General features: G+C 68.4%; 16 protein-coding genes. 6 read left to right on the plus strand and 10 right to left on the minus strand.

Features of this window, described 5'->3' with window-relative positions; all coding sequences use genetic code 11:
* The first annotated feature begins 29 nt into the window (after nucleotides 1–29).
* Nucleotides 30–449, plus strand: a complete 420-nt coding sequence (locus R2APBS1_RS00335) for a nuclear transport factor 2 family protein (protein WP_236127030.1) — start codon at nucleotides 30–32, stop codon at nucleotides 447–449.
* A 51-nt stretch (nucleotides 450–500) separates the two neighbouring features.
* Here the strand turns inward: R2APBS1_RS00335 and R2APBS1_RS00340 are convergent, their stop codons facing one another.
* The 4 genes from R2APBS1_RS00340 to R2APBS1_RS00355 form a co-directional block, all read right to left on the minus strand.
* The gene (locus tag R2APBS1_RS00340) at nucleotides 501–1,247 is read right to left on the minus strand and encodes an SDR family NAD(P)-dependent oxidoreductase (protein WP_015446394.1); all 747 of its coding nucleotides are present in this window, start codon (nucleotides 1,245–1,247) and stop codon (nucleotides 501–503) included.
* Nucleotides 1,244–2,686: an efflux transporter outer membrane subunit gene (locus R2APBS1_RS00345; protein WP_015446395.1), complete on the minus strand. Its 1,443-nt coding sequence runs from the start codon at nucleotides 2,684–2,686 to the stop codon at nucleotides 1,244–1,246. The genes R2APBS1_RS00340 and R2APBS1_RS00345 overlap by 4 nt, the downstream gene beginning before the upstream one ends.
* Nucleotides 2,686–5,877: an efflux RND transporter permease subunit gene (locus R2APBS1_RS00350; protein WP_015446396.1), complete on the minus strand. Its 3,192-nt coding sequence runs from the start codon at nucleotides 5,875–5,877 to the stop codon at nucleotides 2,686–2,688. The genes R2APBS1_RS00345 and R2APBS1_RS00350 overlap by 1 nt, the downstream gene beginning before the upstream one ends.
* Nucleotides 5,878–6,069: 192 nt before the next feature.
* Nucleotides 6,070–7,317 carry an efflux RND transporter periplasmic adaptor subunit gene (locus R2APBS1_RS00355; protein ID WP_015446397.1) on the minus strand — a complete coding sequence of 416 codons (1,248 nt, stop codon included), beginning with the start codon at nucleotides 7,315–7,317 and terminating at the stop codon, nucleotides 6,070–6,072.
* A 144-nt stretch (nucleotides 7,318–7,461) separates the two neighbouring features.
* On the opposite strand from R2APBS1_RS00355, the gene R2APBS1_RS00360 reads away from it, so the two are divergent.
* Nucleotides 7,462–8,433: a LysR family transcriptional regulator gene (locus R2APBS1_RS00360; protein WP_015446398.1), complete on the plus strand. Its 972-nt coding sequence runs from the start codon at nucleotides 7,462–7,464 to the stop codon at nucleotides 8,431–8,433.
* A gap of 44 nt (nucleotides 8,434–8,477) precedes the next feature.
* On the opposite strand, the gene R2APBS1_RS00365 is transcribed toward R2APBS1_RS00360, so the two are convergent.
* The gene (locus tag R2APBS1_RS00365) at nucleotides 8,478–9,275 is read right to left on the minus strand and encodes an undecaprenyl-diphosphate phosphatase (protein ID WP_015446399.1); all 798 of its coding nucleotides are present in this window, start codon (nucleotides 9,273–9,275) and stop codon (nucleotides 8,478–8,480) included.
* A gap of 362 nt (nucleotides 9,276–9,637) precedes the next feature.
* On the opposite strand from R2APBS1_RS00365, the gene R2APBS1_RS00370 reads away from it, so the two are divergent.
* The 4 genes from R2APBS1_RS00370 to glnA all read left to right on the plus strand — a co-directional run bounded on the left by R2APBS1_RS00370 (nucleotide 9,638) and on the right by glnA (nucleotide 13,717).
* Entirely contained in the window at nucleotides 9,638–10,399 is a 762-nt protein-coding gene (locus tag R2APBS1_RS00370; protein ID WP_015446400.1) for a TorF family putative porin, read from the plus strand.
* Nucleotides 10,400–10,423: 24 nt separating this feature from the next.
* Nucleotides 10,424–10,762 carry a P-II family nitrogen regulator gene (locus tag R2APBS1_RS00375; protein WP_007510185.1) on the plus strand — a complete coding sequence of 113 codons (339 nt, stop codon included), beginning with the start codon at nucleotides 10,424–10,426 and terminating at the stop codon, nucleotides 10,760–10,762.
* Between the two features lie 22 nt (nucleotides 10,763–10,784).
* Nucleotides 10,785–12,107, plus strand: coding sequence for an ammonium transporter (locus R2APBS1_RS00380; protein WP_015446401.1), 1,323 nt, complete (start codon nucleotides 10,785–10,787; stop codon nucleotides 12,105–12,107).
* 197 nt (nucleotides 12,108–12,304) lie between these two features.
* Nucleotides 12,305–13,717, plus strand: a complete 1,413-nt coding sequence (glnA, locus tag R2APBS1_RS00385) for a type I glutamate--ammonia ligase (RefSeq protein WP_015446402.1) — start codon at nucleotides 12,305–12,307, stop codon at nucleotides 13,715–13,717.
* A 184-nt stretch (nucleotides 13,718–13,901) separates the two neighbouring features.
* On the opposite strand, the gene R2APBS1_RS00390 is transcribed toward glnA, so the two are convergent.
* The 5 genes from R2APBS1_RS00390 to R2APBS1_RS00410 all read right to left on the minus strand — a co-directional run bounded on the left by R2APBS1_RS00390 (nucleotide 13,902) and on the right by R2APBS1_RS00410 (nucleotide 19,559).
* Entirely contained in the window at nucleotides 13,902–14,318 is a 417-nt protein-coding gene (locus R2APBS1_RS00390; protein ID WP_015446403.1) for a hypothetical protein, read from the minus strand.
* The gene (locus R2APBS1_RS00395) at nucleotides 14,318–14,875 is read right to left on the minus strand and encodes a Panacea domain-containing protein (RefSeq protein WP_015446404.1); all 558 of its coding nucleotides are present in this window, start codon (nucleotides 14,873–14,875) and stop codon (nucleotides 14,318–14,320) included. Before R2APBS1_RS00395 ends, R2APBS1_RS00390 begins: the two co-directional genes overlap by 1 nt.
* A gap of 333 nt (nucleotides 14,876–15,208) precedes the next feature.
* Nucleotides 15,209–16,522 carry a carbohydrate porin gene (locus R2APBS1_RS00400; protein WP_015446405.1) on the minus strand — a complete coding sequence of 438 codons (1,314 nt, stop codon included), beginning with the start codon at nucleotides 16,520–16,522 and terminating at the stop codon, nucleotides 15,209–15,211.
* Nucleotides 16,523–16,527: 5 nt separating this feature from the next.
* Nucleotides 16,528–17,919, minus strand: a complete 1,392-nt coding sequence (locus tag R2APBS1_RS00405; protein WP_015446406.1) for a cytochrome c — start codon at nucleotides 17,917–17,919, stop codon at nucleotides 16,528–16,530.
* Nucleotides 17,916–19,559, minus strand: coding sequence for a GMC family oxidoreductase (locus R2APBS1_RS00410; RefSeq protein WP_015446407.1), 1,644 nt, complete (start codon nucleotides 19,557–19,559; stop codon nucleotides 17,916–17,918). Before R2APBS1_RS00410 ends, R2APBS1_RS00405 begins: the two co-directional genes overlap by 4 nt.
* Between the last annotated feature and the right edge of the window lie 11 nt (nucleotides 19,560–19,570).

Here is a 19,570-nt window from a genome sequence, read left to right on the forward strand (position 1 = left end):
TCGGCACCAGGTGTGTGGCCGTGCTGTCGATGACGACCCTGAGCGTGCACGCGGCCACCGCCGTCGCGCGCGCGGGCGCGAACGAGACCGGCAGAAGCGAGGCGGCAGTGATCGCCGTCGACCAGCACTGGCTGGCGGCCGAGCTCGATGGCGACACGGCCTGGCTCGACGGCATGTTGCTGCCCGAGTACCGCTCGGTCGGCGCCGACGGGGTGGTGCATGCGAAGGCCGCGATCCTGGCGCATGCGGTGAAGAACCGCGGCAACGACGCCGAGCGGCGCAAGGTGGATACGTGGCTGAAGGCGCATCCATCGGGCAAGGCGGTCGTGATCCACGGCGACACCGCGATCCTCACCTTCTACGACCCGCAGCTGGGCGCGGCCAACGGCGTGCGTTCGTCCGACATCTTCGTCTACGCGGGCGGCCGCTGGCATGCGCTGTACTCGTAGCACAGCACAGTCGGCGCCGGCTGAGCCCATTCCTCGATGCGGGAGCGCGGATCACCAGGCGATGGGTTCGCCGTCGCGGAAGAAGCGTCCGGTCGGCGCCGGGGTGGGCAGGCTGGTGGCCCACACCACACCGGCGGCGCCGATGCTGACCGGGCGGCCACCGGGGCCGCCGAGGTCGGTGGCGGTCCAGCCTGGGCACACCGCGTTGACTGCAATGCCGCTGCCCTCCAGCTCCGCCGCCAGCGTGCGCGTGTACGCGTTGAGCGCGGACTTGGAGGTGCGGTAGGCCACGCAGGCGCTGCCGTTCGAAGCGCTGGCGGCGCAGCCGCTGGAGACGTTGACGATGCGGCCGTAGCCATGCCGGCGCATCAGCGGCAGCAGTGCGCTGCACAGCCGCCAGCTGCCGAACAGGTGGGTCTGCATCGCGTCCAGCGCCGGCGCGAGGTCGCCGTCGCTGGCCTGCGCGTCGGGGTCGTAGTAACCGCCGGCGTTGTTGACCAGCACGTCGAGCCGGCCGTAGGTGATCTCGATCCAGCGCGCCAGCGTGTCGACCTGCTCCTGTTGCGTGACGTCGAGCTGCACCGCGATCACCTCGCCGGGCGCGCCGGCCAGCTGGCGCGCCGCGTGCAGGCCCTTGTCCAGGTCGCGTGCGCCGAGCAGCACGGTCATGCCGTATTCGCTGAGCTGGCGTGCCACCTCGAAACCGAGGCCGCGGTTGGCGCCGCTGACCAGCGCCACGCGATAGGTCGGCGTGATGACCGGCGTCGCCGCCGGCGCGCGTCGGGCCGGCCGGCTCATGGCGCGGCGCCGACCTGGGCCACCGCGCTGCAGCGCTCGTCGCCGCAGGCCTGCCAGCCGCCGCCGAGCGCCTTGTACAAGGCCACCGCGCGGGTGTTGATCGCCGCCTCGGCCTGCGCCAGCTCGTCCTCGGCGGCGAGCTGGGTGCGTTCGGCGTCCAGCAGTTCGAGGAAGCCGGTGGCGCCTTCCTGGTAGCGCACGCGGGCCAGGTCGGCAGCGCGTTTGCTCTGCGTGCCCTGCTCGATCAGGCGATCGACGCGCACGCGCTGCTGGTTGAAGCCGGTGACCGCGTTGTCGATGTCCTCGATCGCTTCCAGCACGGTGCGCTGGTAGTTCGCCTGCGCCGCATCGGTGCGCGCCTCGCTGGCGTGCAGGTTCGCGCGCACGCGCTGCACGTTGAGCCCGGCCCAGCTGATGCTCGGCGCCAGCGACCAGGCGCGCGTCGACGGGCTGCCGAAGTCGTTGCTGCGCCCGGACAGGAAGCCGAGGAACCCGCCCAGCGTGAGGTGCGGGAAGAAGTCCGCCTTGGCCACGCCGATGCGCGCGGTGGCGGCGGCGTACGCGCGTTCGGCCATGCGGACGTCCGGACGGCGCGCCAGCACGTCGCCGGCGTCGCCGATCGGCAGGCTCGCCGCGATCGGGGTGAAGCTTTTCGGCGACACGTCGATGTCCAGCTCGCCGGGGCGTTCGCCGAGCAGCACGGCGAGACGGTATGCGCTGGCGCTGGCCTGCGTCTGCAGCAGCGGCAGCTGCGCCTGCACCGCGGCGAGGCGCGCCTTCGCGCTGGCCACGTCCTGCTCCGCGCCGGAGCCGAGCTGCTGGCGCACCTCGGTGAGGTGCACGGTCTGCTGCTGGTTGTCGATGTCGCGGCGCGCGATGTCCAGCCGCAACTGGCCGCCGCGCAGTTCGAAATAGTTGCGCGCCACCTCGGCCAGCAGGCTGACCTGGGCGTCGTGCAGCGCCGCCTCGCTGGCGCCGAGGTCGGCGCCGGCCGCTTCCACCGAACGGCGCACGCCGCCGAACAGGTCCAGTTCCCATGACGCGTCGAAGCCGGCCTGGTACGTGGTCGTCGTCTGCCGCTGCGTGCCGAAGCCGGGCTGCTGGCCGCGGCTGCGCGTGTAGTTCACGTCCGTGTCGATGCTCGGCAGCTGCCCGGACTTCGCGCCGCTGAGCAGCGCGCGCGCTTCATGCAGCCGCGCCACGGCGATGCGCAGGTCGAGGTTGTTCGCCGCGGCGCGCTGGATCAGCGCGTCCAGCGTGGGGTCGTTGAACTGCTTCCACCACGCGGCCTGGAATTGCGCGTTGTTTTCCTGGGCGGCGTCGAGGCCCTGCAGTTGCGGCGCGGCGGGTTTCGCTTCGTGGTAGTTCGGGCCCACGCTGGCGCAGCCGGCGAGGGCCAGGGCCGCGCTGAGCGCGGCGATCTTGAGCAAGGTTTTCATCAGTGGTTCTCCAGCGCCGGCTGGGCGTGCGCGGCGGCGCGTGCGGCCGCGCGCGCCTCGCGGCGCTCGACCAGGGCGCGAATGACGACATAGAACAGCGGCGTGTAGATCAGCCCGAAGATGGTCACGCCGAGCATGCCGGCGAACACCGCCACGCCCATCGCGTGGCGCATCTCGGCGCCGGCGCCGTGCGAGGTGACCAGCGGCACCACGCCCATGATGAAGGCGAACGAGGTCATCAGGATCGGGCGCAAGCGCAAGTGGGCCGCTTCCAGCACCGCCTCGTGGCGGCTCATGCCTTCATGCTGGCGTTCGCGGGCGAACTCCACGATCAGGATCGCGTTCTTGCACGCCAGCCCGACCAGCACGATCAAGCCGATCTGGGTGAAGATGTTGTTGTCGCCACCGGACAGCCACACGCCGGCGATCGCGGACAGCAGCACCATCGGCACGATCAGGATCACCGCCAGCGGCAGCGACCAGCTCTCGTACAGCGACGACAGCACCAGGAACACCAGCAGCACGCACAGCGGGAATACCAGGATCGCGGTGTTGCCGGCCAGGATCTGCTGGTAGGTCAGCTCGGTCCACTCGAAGCTGACGCCGTTCGGCAGGCTGTCCTTGGCCAGCTTTTCCATCGCCGCCTGCGCCTGGCCCGAGCTGAAGCCCGGCGCCGGGCCGCCGTTGATCTCGGCGGTGGGATAGCCGTTGTAGTGCTGCACGCGATCCGGGCCGGCACCTTGTTTCACGGTGACGAACGAACCCAGCGGCACCATCTGGCCCTGCGCGTTGCGCGTCTTCAGCTGCATGATGTCTTCGGGCGTGTGGCGGAACGCCGGGTCGGCCGAGACGTTCACCTGGTAGGTGCGGCCGAAGCGGTTGAAGTCGTTGACGTAGAGCGAGCCCATGTAGGCCTGCATGGTCTGGTACACGTCGCCCAGGTTCACGCCGACGGTCTTGGCCTTCTCGCGGTCCACGTCGGCGTCCACCTGCGGCACGCTGATCTGGAAGCTGGAGAACAGCCCGGCCAGCGCCGGATCCTTGCGGCTGGCGGCGATCAGGTTCTGCGTCTGCTGGTACAGCTCGTCGAAGCCGCGGTCGCCGCGGTCCTCGATCTGCATGCGGAAGCCGCCGATCGTGCCCAGGCCCATCACCGGCGGCGGCGGGAACACCGCGATGTAGGCATCCTGGATCGAGGCGAACTTCTGGTTCAGCGCACCGGCGATCGCGCCGGCCGACAACGATGCGTCACGGCGTTCCTCGAACGGCTTCAGCGTGACGAACACGATGCCGGAGTTGGTCGAGTTGGTGAAGCCGTTGATCGACAGGCCGGGGAACGCGACCGCGTGCTCCACGCCCGGCTGCTTCAGCGCGATCGCGCCCATGCGCTGGATCACGTCCTCGGAACGGTCGAGCGAGGCCGCGTCGGGCAGCTGCGCGAACGCCACCAGGTACTGCTTGTCCTGGCCCGGCACGAAGCCGGTCGGCACGTGCGAGAAGCCGAACCAGGTCAGTGCGATCAGGCCGGCGTACACCACCAGCGCCAGCTTGCCCTTGCCGACGATGCGCCGGACGCCGCCCACGTAGCGTTCGGAACCGCGATGGAACAGGCGGTTGAACGGGCGGAACAGCCAGCCGAACGCGCGGTCGATGCCGCGGGTGAGGCGGTCCTTCGGCGCATCGTGGCCCTTCAGCAGCACCGCGGCGAGCGCCGGGCTCAGGGTCAGCGAGTTGAACGCGGAGATCACCGTGGAGATCGCGATGGTCAGCGCGAACTGGCGGTAGAACTGGCCGGTGAGGCCGCTGACGAACGCGGTCGGGATGAACACCGCGCACAGCACCAGCGCGGTGGCGACGATCGGCCCGGTGACCTCGTGCATCGCCTTGCGCGTGGCTTCGCGCGGCGATTGCCCGAGCTCGATGTGCCGTTCCACATTCTCCACCACCACGATCGCGTCATCGACCACGATGCCGATCGCCAGCACCAGGCCGAACAGCGACAGCGCGTTGAGCGAGAAGCCGGCCAGGTACATCACCGCGAAGGTGCCGATCAGCGATACCGGCACCGCCACCAGCGGGATGATCGAGGCGCGCCAGGTCTGCAGGAACAGGATCACCACCAGCACCACCAGCAGGATCGCCTCCAGCAGCGTGTGCGCCACCGCCTCGATCGAGCCGCGCACGAACACGGTGGGGTCGTACACGATCTGGTAGTCGACGCCCTGCGGGAACTCCTTCTTCAGCTGCGCCATGGTGGCGCGCACCTCGTCGGAGATCTGGATCGCGTTGGAGCCGGGCCGTGCGAAGATCGGCAGCGCCACCGCCGGCTTGTTGTCGAGCAGGCTGCGCAGCGCGTAGTTGTTCGAGCCCAGGTCGACCTTCGCCACGTCGCCCAGATGGGTGACGCCGCCGTTCGCGGCGGTGCGCACGATGATGTTGCGGAAATCGTCCTCGCTGACCAGCCGGCCGCGCGTGTTGATGTTGAGCTGGAACGCCGAGTTGGTGGGGCCGGGCGGCGCGTTCAGCGCGCCGGCGGCGACTTGCACGTTCTGCTCGCGGATCGCATTGATCACGTCGCCGGTGGTGAGCGAGCGCTGCGCCAGCTTCTGCGGGTCCAGCCACACGCGCATCGAGTATTCGCCGGCGCCGAAGATCTGCACGTCGCCGACGCCATCGAGCCGCCCCAGCACGTCCTTCACGTGCAGCCGCGCGTAGTTCGACAGGTACAGCATGTCGTAGCGCTGATCCGGCGAGGTGAGGTGCACCACCATGGTCAGGTCGGGCGAACTCTTCTGCGTGGTCACGCCGAGCCGCTGCACTTCCTCGGGCAGCTTCGGCAGCGCCTGCGCCACGCGGTTCTGCACGTCGACCTGGGCGGTGTTCAGATCGGTGCCGAGCGCGAACGTCACGGTCAGGGTGAGTGCGCCGTCGCTGGTCGCCTGCGAGGAGGTGTACAGCATGCCTTCCACGCCGTTGATCTGTTCCTCCAGCGGCGTGGCGACGGTTTCGGCGATCACCTTCGGGTTGGCGCCGGGGTAGGCGGCACGCACCACCACGGTGGGCGGCACCACTTCGGGGTATTCACTGATCGGCAGCTTGAACACCGCGATGGAGCCGGTGATCACGAACAGCAGCGACAGCACGGCGGCCATGATCGGCCGGTCGACGAAGAATTGGGCGATGTTTTTCATGCAAAAGATCCTCGACGAAGCCGTTTCGCGGCCTCGGTCTGCTTTGCTCCTCCCCCTGCATCGCAGGGGGAGGTGGGGAGGGGGTGACGCTCTTGCTCTTGGCTTCGCCGGAGGGCTTCACCCCTCCCCAGCCCTCCCCTGCTGCACGTCCCGCAAGGGGACTTTCTTCGGCCGCAGGGGAGGGAGCGGTGTTCAGCCTTGCGGGCGACTCTGCGGAGCTGTCGTGCCGGCTTGCGCGGTGCGCGCATCGGCATCCGGCGCATCGCCCCGCTCCACCAGCGCCTTGTCCGCGCTGTCCAGCCGGTAGCTCATCGCCACCTTCTGCGGATTCACCTCCACGCCGGGGCGCACGCGCTGCAGGCCGTTCACCACCACCACGTCGTTGGCGCCCAAGCCGCTGTCGATCACGCGCAGGCCGTGGAACAGCGCGCCGGTGTCGACCTTGCGGTACTGCACCTTGTGCTCCTTGTCGACCACGTAGACGAACTGGTTGCCGAGGTCGGTGCCGATCGCGCGGTCGTCCACCAGCACGCGCGGGCGCGCCTGGCCGCTCTGCAGCTGCACGCGGGCGTACAGGCCGGGCGTGTACAGCCCGTCGGCGTTGTCGAACACCGCGCGCAGGCGCATCGTGCCGGAGCCGCTGTGCAACTGGTTGTCGACGAAGTCGAGGCGGCCGTCATGCGGGTAACCGGTCTCGTCGGCCAGGCCCATCGCGGCCTCGATCCGCGCGTTGCGGCCGGCCTGCTTCGCGCTGGCGCGCAGGTGGTCGAGCTTGAGCCAGGTCTGCTCGTCCACGTCGAAGTAGACGTAGACCGGGTTGACCGAGACCACGCTGGTCAGCACGTCGCTGCTGGTGACCAGGTTGCCGGGGGTGACGCGGGCGTTGCTGACGCGACCGTCGATCGGCGAGCGCACCTGGGTGAAGTCCAGGTTCAGCCGCGCCGCGGCGAGCGCGGCGGTGGCGGCGCCCAGCTGGGCGCGTGCGCTCTGCGCGGTGGTGGCCTGGCGGTCGGCTTCCTGCTGCGCGATCGCGTGCTGGGCCAGCAGCATCTCGGCGCGGCGCTGGTTGGTCTCGGCCAGGCTCAGCTCGGCCTTGGCCTGCGCCTGGTTGGCGACCAGCCGGTCGACTTCGGCCTGGTACGGGCGGGCGTCGAGCTGGAACAGCACGTCGCCCTTGTGCACCAGCGCGCCTTCCTGGAAATGCACCGACTCCACGAAGCCGCCGACCCGCGGCTGCACCTGCACCGTGTTCACCGCTTCCAGCCGGCCGGTGAACTCGGCGCTGTCGCTGACCTGACGGGTCAACGCCTGCGCCACCGTCACTTCCGGCGGCGGCCCGCCGGCGGGGCTTTGCGCGCGGCTGTCGTTGCCGTGCAGCAGCAGCCAGCTGCCGAAGGCTCCGGCCGCGACCAGGGGAACCAGCATCCATTGTTTTTTCATCTTGCGCTCCCAACACCTTGTTGGCCGGGGAGGGGGAACCCGGCGAAGGGTCGAGAGAATAGGTGTACTTTCCGGTATAGAAAATCCGTTCCTTGCGCACTACACTCGTGCGCCGCAGTCACGAATCGACGAGGAATTGAAACCATGGAAGACTTTTCCGCCATTTCGACCTTCGTCCGCGTGGTCGAGGCCAAGAGTTTCGCCGCCGCCGCCAGCCAGCTCGGCATGACCCCCTCCGGGGTCAGCCGGGCCGTTTCCCGGCTGGAATCCCAGCTCGGCGCCAGGCTGCTGTTCCGCTCCACCCGCTCCCTGCGGCTGACCGACGACGGGGCTTCGTTCCATGCACGTTGCAAGGAAATCCTTGCCGACCTGGCCGAGGCGACCGAGGCGCTGAACTTTGCCAACAGCAAGCCGACCGGCAAGCTGCGCGTGGGCATCTCGCTGTCGGTGGGCCGCGCCGCGGTGATCCCGCGGCTGACCGAGTTCGAGCAGCGCTACCCGGACATCCGGCTGGAGCTGTCGATGAGCGACTCGCCGGCGGACCTCAATGGCGAGGGCCTGGATTGCGCGATCCGCGTCGGCGAGCTGGAGGATTCCAGCCTGATCGCGCGCAAGATCGGCTACCTCAGCAACGTGGTGTGCGCCTCGCCCGAGTACCTGCGCAAGTACGGCGCGCCGCGCAGCATCGAGGATCTGAAGAGCCACCGCTGCATCAACTACGTCTACCCGAACGGCCGGCCGCGCCAGTGGCAGTTCGACACGCCGGGCGGGCAGATGAGCGTGGACATCGACGCGCACATGCTGATCAACGACGGCGAATCGGTGCTGCAGGCGGTGGCTGCCGGGCTGGGCATCACCCAGGTGCCGCGCATGCTGGCCGCGTGCCTGCTGGAGAAGGGCATGCTGGAACGGGTGATGACCGACACCCACTCCACCGGCAAGCCGGTGTGGATCGTCTACCCGCAGAAGAAGCACCTGTCGGCGCGCGTGCAGGCCTTCATCGAATGGGTGCGCGAACTGTTCGACCGCACCAACCAGCCGGGCCAGTGTGCGGTCGACGCACCGAAGACCCCGCCGAAACCGGCGCCGCGGAAGGCGCTGGTCGAAGCCGCGTAGGCGCCACCGCCGGCGCTGGTTCGCAGGGTCCGGTCGCGGCGGGCTCAGCCGCCGGCCGGCACCAGCCACAGCAGCGCCACGCCGAACGCGATGCGATAGAGCGCGAACGGCGTGAACGCATGCGCGCGGATGTAGCCGAGCAACCACTTCACCGCCACGAACGCCATGATCGCCGAGATCACGAAGCCGACGACCAGGGCGGTCCAGTCCTCGTGCGCCGCGCCGCCGCCCCTGACCACCTTCAGCAGCTCGTAGCCGGTGGCCGCGTACATGGTGGGAATGCCGACCAGGAAGGCGAACTCGGTGGCCGCCGCGCGGTTGCTGGTGCCGAACAGCATCGCCGCGAAGATCGTCGCGGCCGAGCGCGAAGTGCCGGGAAAGATGCCGGCGATCATCTGCGCGATGCCGACCAGGATCGCCACTTTCCAGGTCACTTCACGGCGATCCGGCTGCCGCGCGGCCAGCCGTTCGGCGGCGATCATCCACAGGCCGCCGATCACCAGCGCCCACGCCACCGGCGTCACCGTCTCCGGCAGCTTGAAGCCGAGCTTCACCGCGACCAGGCCGAGCGCGGCGGTGATCAGGAAGGCCACGGTCAGCTTCAACAGGTAATCGCGGTTGCCCGGCTCGCGCCACTGCGTCAGCAGCAGCCAGATCCGCCTGCGGTAGATCAGCGTCACCGCCAGGATCGCGCCGGCCTGGATGCCGATGTTGAACAGGTCCGAGCGCGCACCCAGCCCGAACTTCTCCGCGATCAGCAGGTGCCCGGTCGAGGAGATCGGCAGGAATTCGGTGATGCCCTCGATGATGCCGAGCAGGATGACATGGAGCAGGTCGGTCACGGGCGGGTCCGTTGGCAGGGTGGAGGTGTGCCGTCGAACGGATCGCCGGCATGAAGCGGCATAGCTTACGGGTTTTGCCTTGATGCCGGATGGCCGGCAGCCGAGCAGGCGGCCGGGCCGGATGCGCACTGCAACAGTGCAAAGCGGTCGCCTCGACGGGTGCGGATGGTGCGAACTCGGGCGCGGCCGCTTCGTTGCGATGCCGCCGATGCCGTCTCGACCACGGTTTCCGCGCGTGGCACGTGGCTTGCTGAGGGACAGGGGGAGCCATCCAGGTGCATGGCCGCGACGCAACGGCGCATGGACGTCTGGACGTCCGGACGGCCATCACCCAGGCACCATCAGCGGAGGGAGTGCGGCCCATGAGACGAAGCTGGATGTCCGCGGCGGTGGTTGCGTCGGGATGGGCCGCCATCGCGCCGATGCCGGCGCGGGCCGGCGACGCCCCGGTCAGCCGGTGGCTCGGCAGCGCCGGCGTGGTCAGCGACTACCTGTTCCGTGGCCTGTCGCAGACCGATCGCCGACCTGCCGTGCAGGCCGGCGTGGAATTCGACCATGCCGGCGGCGGGTACGTCGGCGGCTGGGGCAGCAACGTGAGCTGGCTGGCCGATGCCTCGACCTCCACCGCGCCGATTTCCAGCAGCGTGGAGCTGGATCTCTACGCCGGCTGGCGCGGCGATGCCGGCGGCGGCTGGAGCTGGGATGCGGGCCTGTATCGCTACCAGTACCCGGGCAGCTATCCACGGGGGTCCACCCGGCCGCACACCACCGAGGGCTATGCCGCGCTGGCCTGGAAAAGCGTGTCGCTGAAGTACTCGTACGCGTTCACCGATCTGTTCGGCTATGCCGGCAGCAGGCACAGCGGCTACCTGGACCTGTCGTGGAGCCGGGAGTTCGCGCCGGGCTGGCTGCTCAACGCGCACGTGGGGCACCAGCACGTGGCGAACGTGCCGGGCACCTCGTACAGCGACTGGAAGCTGGGCGTGACGCGCAACTTCGGCAGCGGCTGGTCGCTGGCGCTGGGCTACTGCGACACCGACGCGCGCCGGGCTGCGTACACCAATGCGCGCGGCCACTACCTGGGTGGCGCCACGGCGGTGCTGAGCGTGGCCAGGTCGTTCTGAAAGACATTCCATCCGGAGCCATCCATGAAAATGATCACCAGCGTGATCCGCCCGTACAAGCTCGACGAGGTCCGCGACGCGCTCGCGCATGCCGGCGTGTCGGGCATCACGGTGACGGAAGTGCGCGGCTTCGGCCGCCAGAAGGGCCACACCGAGCTGTACCGCGGCGCCGAGTACGTGGTCGATTTCCTGCCCAAGCTCAAGGTCGAGGTGGTGGTGCCCGACGAACTGCTCGACGCGGTGCTGGAGGAGATCCAGCGCGCCGCGCGCACCGGCAACGTCGGCGACGGCAAGCTCTTCGTCACCGGCGTGGAGCAGGTGATCCGCATCCGCACCGGCGAGCTCGACGCCGATGCGCTCTGACCCGCACCCCGTGAGGTTCCCCATGAAAGCGTTCAAGTTCCGTCGCGGCATCGGCGCGGGCCTGCTGCTGCTCCTGGCTGCGCCGCTGCTGCACGCCACCGCGCCCGCGCCGATGGTCGACAAGGGCGACGTGGCGTGGATGCTCACTTCCACCTTGCTGGTGCTGCTGATGACGGTGCCGGGGCTGGCGCTGTTCTACGGCGGCCTGGTGCGCGCGAAGAACGTGCTGTCGGTGCTGATGCAGGTGCTGACGGTGTTCTCGCTGCTGCTGCTGCTGTGGGTGGCGTACGGCTACAGCCTCGCCTTCAGCGGCGGCGGCGCGGTGATCGGCAACTTCGCCAAGCTGTTCCTGCATGGGGTGACGAAAGACACGCTGGCGGCCACGTTCACCCCGGGCGTGTCGTTGCCCGAGTACGTGTTCGTGGCGTTCCAGGCCACCTTCGCCGGCATCACCGGCGCGCTGATCGTGGGCGCGCTGGCCGAGCGCATGCGCTTCCGCGCGGTGCTGCTGTTCGCCGCGATCTGGTTCACCTTCGCCTACCTGCCGATCGCGCACATGGTGTGGGCCGGGCCGGACGGTTTCCTGTACGCGAAGGGCGCGCTGGATTTCGCCGGCGGCACCGTGGTGCACATCAACGCCGGGGTGGCCGGCCTGGTCGGCGCCTGGTTCGTCGGGCCGCGGCTGGGCTTCGGCCGCGAACCGATGAAGCCGCACAACGTGACCTTCACCATGATCGGCGCGGCGCTGCTGTGGGTGGGCTGGTTCGGCTTCAACGCCGGCTCCAACCTGGAGGCGAACGCCGGCGCGGCGCTGGCCTTCCTCAACACCTTGCTGGCCACCGCGGCGGCGGTGCTGGCGTGGCTGGCGATCGAGGCGGTGCGGCGCGGCCACGCCTCGATGGTGGGCGGTGCTTCCGGCGCGGTGGCCGGCCTGGTCGGCATCACCCCGGCCTGCGGCACGGTGGGGCCGCTGGGCGCGATCGTGATCGGTGCGCTGGCCAGCGTGTGCTGCGTGTGGGGCGTGACCGGGCTGAAGAAGCTGCTGCACGCGGATGACGCGCTGGACGTGTTCGGCGTGCACGGCGTCGGCGGCATCGTCGGCGCGCTGCTGACCGGCGTGTTCAGCGCGCCGGCGCTGGGCGGCACCGGCGCGGCGGACTATTCGGTCATCCACCAGCTCGGCGTGCAGGCGCTGGGCGTGGCCATCACCGTGCTGTGGAGCGGGGTGGTGTCGGTGCTGGGCTATCTGGTGGTGAAGGTGGTGTTTGGCCTGCGCGTGCCGTACGACGCCGAGCGGGAGGGGCTGGACATTACCTCGCACGGCGAAAGCGCCTACGATGGCTGAGCCGGGTGGCCGGGCCACGGCCGGATGTTCCATGATGGTGCAATGCGTTTTATCGACTGCACCAGCATGAAACCTTCCGACTGCCCCGAAGCACCCCGGAAGCCCGCCACCCCTTGCGGCGCAACGGGTTCGCTCGCTGGCACGCGCCTTGCTCCATCCGCCTCATCCCGCTCATCCATCCACGTCGAGGTTGTTCCATGTCCACCGCCCACCACGTGCTCGACCTGATCCAGGAACACGAGGTCGAATTCGTCGACTTCCGTTTTGCCGACATGCTCGGCGTGCACCACCACGTCACCTTCCCGGCCCACGCGATCGACGAGTCGACGTTCGAGGACGGCAAGATGTTCGACGGCTCCTCGATCACCGGCTGGAAGGGCATCAACGAGTCGGACATGATCCTGCTGCCCGACCCGGACACCGCCCACCTCGATCCGTTCAGCTCGCACACCCAGCTGATCCTGCATTGCGACGTGCTGGAGCCGAGCACCATGCAGGCCTACGGCCGCGACCCGCGCTCGATCGCCAAGCGCGGCGAGGCGTACCTGAAATCCACCGGCATCGCCGACACCGCGTTCTTCGGTCCGGAGCCGGAGTTCTTCATCTTCGACTCGGTGCGCTGGCAGAACGACCCGGGCCGGGTGTTCTACGAGATCGGCTCGGAAGAAGCGGCATGGTCCTCGCGCTACAAGTACGACGGCAACAACAGCGGCCATCGCCCGGGCGTGAAGGGCGGCTACTTCCCGGTCAGCCCGGTCGACTCGCTGGGCGACCTGCGCGCCGACATGTGCAAGGTGCTGGAGTCGCTGGGCCAGAAGGTCGAAGTGCACCACCACGAAGTGGCCAATGCCGGCCAGTGCGAGATCGGCGTGAAGTTCAATACGCTGGTGAAGAAGGCCGACGAGCTGCTGACGATGAAGTACGTCATCAAGAACGTGGCGCACCAGAACGGCAAGACCGTCACCTTCATGCCGAAGCCGCTGGTCGGCGACAACGGCTCGGGCATGCACGTGCACCAGTCGCTGGCCAAGAACGGCGAGAACCTGTTCGCCGGCGACCTCTACGGCGGCCTCAGCCAGACCGCGCTGTGGTACATCGGCGGCATCTTCAAGCACGCCCGCGCGATCAACGCGTTCGCCAATTCCACCACCAACAGCTACAAGCGCCTGGTGCCGGGCTTCGAGGCGCCGGTGATGCTGGCCTACTCGGCCCGCAACCGCTCGGCGAGCTGCCGCATCCCGTACGTGGCCAGCCCCAAGGGCCGCCGCATCGAGGTGCGCTTCCCCGACCCGATGAACTCCGGCTACCTGGTGTTCACCGCGCTGATGATGGCCGGCCTCGACGGCATCATCAACAAGATCGACCCGGGCGCGCCGGCCGACAAGGACCTCTACGACCTGCCGCCGGAAGAGGAGAAGAACATCCCGCAGGTGTGCTCCAGTCTCGACGCCGCGCTGGAAGCGCTGGACAAGGATCGCGACTTCCTGAAAGCCGGCGGTGTGTTCACCGACGACTTCATCGACGCCTACATCGAGGTGAAGATGAAGGAAGTGACCAGGTACCGTGCCAGCACGCACCCGCTGGAGTTCCAGATGTACTACTCGCTCTGAGCCGGCCCATCATGTGATGCGGACAACGGGCGCTTTGGCGCCCGTTGTCGTTTCGGCGGTGCCGCCAAGCTCGATGCGCTTGCTATTGAAACCCACCGCCTCGAATCCATCTACCAACCGAATTTGCGATCGTTCGGTTGTGGCTGCGTGTGGGACCCGCGGTCAGCGGTCGCTGCGGTGAAGATCATTCATCGACGGCATCGACCCAGCCGTGGGCGACGATCAGATCCTTGATTTCTTTCGGTGTGTGCCTGGAAGACAGGCATGCACGAATGATCCGAGCCACGATGGCGCCGTCCATCATGTCGTGCTGTCTGAAAACACCGGACTCCACGGCTCTCACCAGCTTGGCGGCTTCTTCCAGCCGGCAGGTGCTGTACTTGACGTAGCTGGTCTGTTTCACGAACGGATGGTCGCCTGCGTACAGCAGACAGGCGGGGTCGTAATAGGCGTTCTGACGAACCGTGCTGAGGCTGACGAGCAAACACTTGGGTGGCTCGCCAAAGGGGTCGCAAAGCAGCACGAACAAATGACGCAGATCGGGTCGATCAATCGACCCGGACGGTATAAGCACCGTCGCGCGCTTGGTCGCGAAAAACATCAGATCGTGGCGAACAGACGATCCACGATCGCCGCCTCGGCCAGACGCTCCTGGGCTTCATTCGCCTGCTGCATGTTCCGGCCCAACGCGAGAAAGACATCGCGCGGCGGGATTGGGTTCATGGAACCCTTGGGGTCGGTCCATTCTCCACACATCGTGTGGGTGAGATCGCGAATCTCGTACTTGCCAAGCTGGCCGAAACGATCCCAGGTGTCGGTCAAAACCTCGATGTCGGCATCGCTGAGTGCACCCAATGAGTCACGATTCAGCGGCCCGTGTTTGGCCGAGCCGACCTCGTAACCGGCCCTGCCGGTGACCCAATGAGACCAATCGTTGGTATCCGAGCATTCGCCGTTGATAAGCTCCAACGTCCGCGACAACACTGGGCCGTGCGGCATCGAAACCATGCGGTCGCCGGAAATCGGCTCGTCGTAGCGATCCATGGATTCGCGGTCAGCTAGGTACAGAAGCTTCATGAGCTTCAGTACCGGCATGCTGCCGTGGCCCTTCTCGAGGAAGAACGCGGCCATCTGGGAAACTTTCTTTTCGTTGAACATGGCTTTGGCCTTCATCTGCCCCGGGAATCGGCGTTGCGATGTTCGCCAGACTTTTGCTTGTCGGGAATGGCTGGGTAACGGCGCCATCCAACTGATACGGATCAAAGGTAGTGGCTGAAGAGTCGGTGGCCGCGTGAGCCGCGGAAATGTCTGACTGATCAAGACAAAAGGTACCACAAGCGAGCGGCCGAGAAGTCAAGATGGGCAGGGATGGTTGGGGCGCGTTCACGGCCCGGCACTTGGGCGCCGGCCACGTGCGGTGGTCGATCGGCGGTGCGCTCCGGTGCTCCTTCTCCGCGAAGGCGGGGATGATGCCGAGCCCCGGCGTTCAATTCAGAACGTCACCTGCGTGTACAGGCCGATGACGAAAGCATCGGGGATGCTGCCGGTGCCGCCGGGGTGCATCACGTACTGCAGATTGGGGCGCAGGATGAGCCAGGGAGTGAGCTTGGCGCCGTAGTCGATCTCGGCGACGCTTTCGTAGCGCTGGATGCCGATGCTGCCGGGCGCCACCAGATCGCGGTCGCGCTGGTAGCGGGTCAGCCGCGGGTTGGTGCGGCCGCTGGCGACCATGAGCGAGACCACGTCGTCGTCGCGGCCGGGGAAGGTGCCCTGGTAGTGGCCACCGACGATCCAGAAGTAGCGGTACTTCGCGGTCGACGCATCGCCCACGCCGCCCATCGCGCCCAAGGTGAGCCCGCGTTTCGTGTCGGGCCCTTCGCGGTAGACCATCTTGTCGACGATGAAGTAGCCGCCCGAGCGGCCATTGTGCTGCATGAAACCGGCGCCGGTGAGGCCGGCCGACTGGCCATTGACGTCGGTGTAGACGTCCGGCGTGCCGACGGTGTTGTAGTACGCGCCGAGCTTGAGATCGGCGGGCAGCTGCCCGCTGCCGTAGCCGTTGGACCAGCCCACCTCGACCGGCAGGAACACGCCGTGATGCTTGAGGCTGAGGTTCCAGCCCTGGTCCTTGTTGCCGGCGTTGGGATTGTTGAGATAGGCGCCGACGGTGGCGTAGAAGTCCGGCGTGGCATGCCACTTCACGTGGCCGCCCCATTGCGCGGTGGGGTAGTTGTGCGCGCCGCTGTTGGTGGTCATCGCGTTGGCGTGGCCGCAGATGATGCCGTTCTGGAAATTGCAGAACGCAGGCAGTCGCGCGAAGTCGTCGCCCGCCGGCGACCAGCCCAACTCCATGAAGACCCGATGGTCGAGGAAATCCTGTTGCCAGTTCAATGCGGCCAGGCGGAAGTTCTGTCCCGCGCCGTAGAGCTCCTGCACCGAGAACTGGTTGCCGATCGCGTCGGTCGACAGGCTGCGGCCGTCGCGCTCGGTGACGGTGAACTGGATCTTCGCGTCGGGCACGCCCCACAGCTTGTCGAGGTCGAAGTCCGCGCCGAGGTCGAGCTGCTGGGTGTAGCGCGCGGTCTGGCGATGGCCGCCGGAGAGGTTGCCCGCGCTTTCGGTGGTCCAGTGCGCGCGCAGGGCGATGCCGTCGCCATGCAGCTGCGTGCGCGTGCCGCCCCAGTCGCCGGTCAGCGTGGGTTGCCCAAGCCAGCCGCCGGCCTGCTGTGCCAGGGCCGGCAACGTGCACAGCCACAACGTGCTGCCGAGCGCCAGGCCGGGGATCGTGCAGGGTGGATGGCGCATGAGGGTCAGGCCTGGCCGGAGGAAGTCCGGCGCCGCTTGCGCCGGCGCCACAGAACAATGATGGCGAGGATCAGCACCACCACCACGACCATCGCCAGCCGGACCAGCGCGGCCAGGTGCGATGGCGCGCCGCCGGCGCGCAGGTTGGCGACCCGCGTCGCCGTGATCCGTGCGGCGGGGTTGCCGTAGCGCAGCGTCAGGTAATTGCCCAGGGTGGCGATCTGCTGGTCGCTCAGATCGCCCGCGAAGCCCGGCATGTGCACGCCGGAGTCGCCGGTCTGCCAGCGGATGCCTTCGAGGATCACCAGCACCAAGTTGCCGCTGGCGACGCGGCCGGTGGCGGTGTTGTGGAACAGCGGCGGCAGGCCGCCGTCGAAGCTGCCTTCGCCGCCGGCCTGGTGGCAGCTGGCGCAGTGGGCGTCGTACAGCTGCTCGCCGCTCCACTGCTCCGCGTCGGCGGGCGGGGCGATGCCGCGCTGGTCGGCCATCCCGTCGAACGCGGCGCCCCAGCCGCCGACGGCGCGGGTGTCGGCCGGGTCGTGGCGTGCGGGTACCGTCTTCAGGTAGCTGGCGATCGCCTGCAGGTCGGCGGGTTCGAAGTGTTGCAGGCTGTGCTCGACCGCCTCGGCCATCGGTCCGGCGGCCTGCGCCTTGCCGCGGGCGTGGCCGAGCTGCAGGTAGTCGACCAGGTCCTGTTCGCTCCAGCCGCCGATGCCGCTGTTCGCGTCCGCGGTGATGTTCGGCGCCAACCAGCTGCCGACCATGCCGCCGGCCAGCTCGCGCGACGACCGCTCGGCCATCAGCAGGTTGCGCGGCGTGTGGCAGGTGCTGCAGTGGGCCAGCCCGCGCACCAGGTAGGCGCCGCGGTTCCATTTGGCGTCTTTGGCCGGATCGGGCGTGAACGGCTTGCGGTCGAGGAACAGCAGGTTCCACCCTGCCATCGACAGGCGGAGGTTGAACGGGAACGGCAGCCGGGTCAGTGCCGGCCTGTTGTCCACCGACGCCACGCCGTGCATGAAGTACGCGTACAGCGCACGCACGTCGTCGTCGGTGACCTGCGCATACGACGTGTACGGCATCGCCGGATACAGGTGGGCGCCGTCGGCGCGAATACCCTTGCGCAGGGCGTCGCGGAACTGCGGCTCGGTGTAGCGGCCGATGCCGGCGGTGGTCGACGGCGTGATGTTGGTGCTGATGATGTTGCCGACCGGCGTGGGCACCGTCAGCCCGCCAGCGTACGGCTTGCCGCCGGGTGCGGTATGGCAGGCCACGCAGTCGCCGGCGGTGGCCAGGTACTGGCCGCGTTGCAGCAGGGTGGTGTCCGTCGTGTCGGCGGCATGGGCCGACGCAGTGACGAGCAGGGCGAGCAGCAGCCGGCCGCAGGTCGAAACGTTCATGCGAGGCTCGCCTCGCGCCCGCTGTCCGCCGTGGTGGTGCGCGATGCCTTCGCCGGCAGGATGTGCTCGGCGGTGCGCAGCGCCAGCGCCACGCCGGTGAGCGTGGAATTCATCGTGGCCGCGGTGGGCATCACGCCGGTGCTGCAGATGAACAGGTTCTCGTGGTCATGCGTGCGGCCGAACGCGTCGACCACCGAGCTCGCCGGATCGTTGCCCATGCTCATCGTGCCGGTGATGTGCTGGTTGTTGGCGAACTGGCCTTCCGCGCTGTAGCGCAGGCCGGTGCCGCCCATCAGTTCGGCGATGCGCGCGAAGTCGGCCTTGGACACGTCCGCGCCGCGGCGCGTGTAGTCGTCGATCGCGTAGTGCGCCTCGGGCTTGGGGATGCCCATGACGTCCTTCTCCGCGCTGAGCGTGATGCGGTTGTCGGGATGGGGCAGCACCTCCAGCACGTTCTTCACGTTGACCTGGCGCGCGGCGCGCCAGCGCAGCTGCTTCTCGAACTCCACGCCGTAGACGCCTTCCTTGATCAGGTCGCCGGTGACGTTGAGCACCTGCGAGATGTTGGTGAAGTCCAGCCGGTACGGCGCATGCTGCGAGCGGAACGCGCCGTCGCGCAGGGTGTTGATCGAACTGGGGCTCTGCGGGCCGCGGCCCAGCCACAGTTCCTCGTCGACGTAGAAGGTGAGCGAGGTGCTGGGGTGGTCCATCAAGTGGCGGCCGACCATGCCGGAGCTGTTGGCCAGCCCGTTCGGATATTTGTCGCTGGCCGACAGTAGCAGCAGCTTCGGGCTCTCGATGCCGTTCGCGGCGAGGATGAAAGTGGCGCCGGTGACGCGGTGTTCGCTCTTGTCCGGCGCGTAGTAGCGCACCGCCGCGATGCGCCCCTTCGCGTCGTGCTCGATGCGGAAGACCACCGCGTTGGGAACGACCTTGGCGCCGGCGGCCTCGGCCGCCTCCACCGCATTGATGCCGAGGTATTGCGCGTTGACCGGGCAGATCGGCTGGCAGCTGTTGTTGCCCACGCAGGCGGGGCGGCCGTCGTAGCCGCGGCTGTTGCGCGCCACGGTGTTGGCGACCACCGGGTAGGCCGGCGCCAGCCGCTCGCGGAAGCGGCGCATCGACCACGGCTCGGCCACCGGTTCCATCGGGAACGGATGCTGGCGCGGCGAACCGGTGTCGTCGGCGCCGGCCACGCCGAGGATCTCCTCCGCCTCCTGGTACCACGGATCGAGCTCCTCGTAAGTGAGCGGCCAGTCCACGCCGACGCCGTACAGGCTCTTGATGCGCACGTCGTTCGGCACCAGCCGCCACGCCTGCGCGGCCCAGTGCCAGGTGGTGCCGCCCACGGCGCGGATGTACTCGGCCTGGTAGGGATACGGCCCGGCCTGCTTCAGGTAGCCGTTGTCCTGCGGCACGTAGATCGGATGCGGCGCCCACGGCGAGGGCGGGTACGGCGCCATCCAGTTGCCCTTGATCGGCGAGTTGCGGAACGCAGCGACGACGCGGGCGCGCTCCAGCCGCGGCCCCGCCTCCAGAATCAGCACCGAGGCGCCTTGCTGCGCCAGCCGGTGCGCCGCCAGCGCGCCGATGATGCCCGAGCCGATCACCACGATGTCAGCCGATAGCTGTGCGGACATTCGGTTTCCAC

The organism is Rhodanobacter denitrificans (genome assembly GCF_000230695.2).
GTDB lineage: Bacteria > Pseudomonadota > Gammaproteobacteria > Xanthomonadales > Rhodanobacteraceae > Rhodanobacter > Rhodanobacter denitrificans.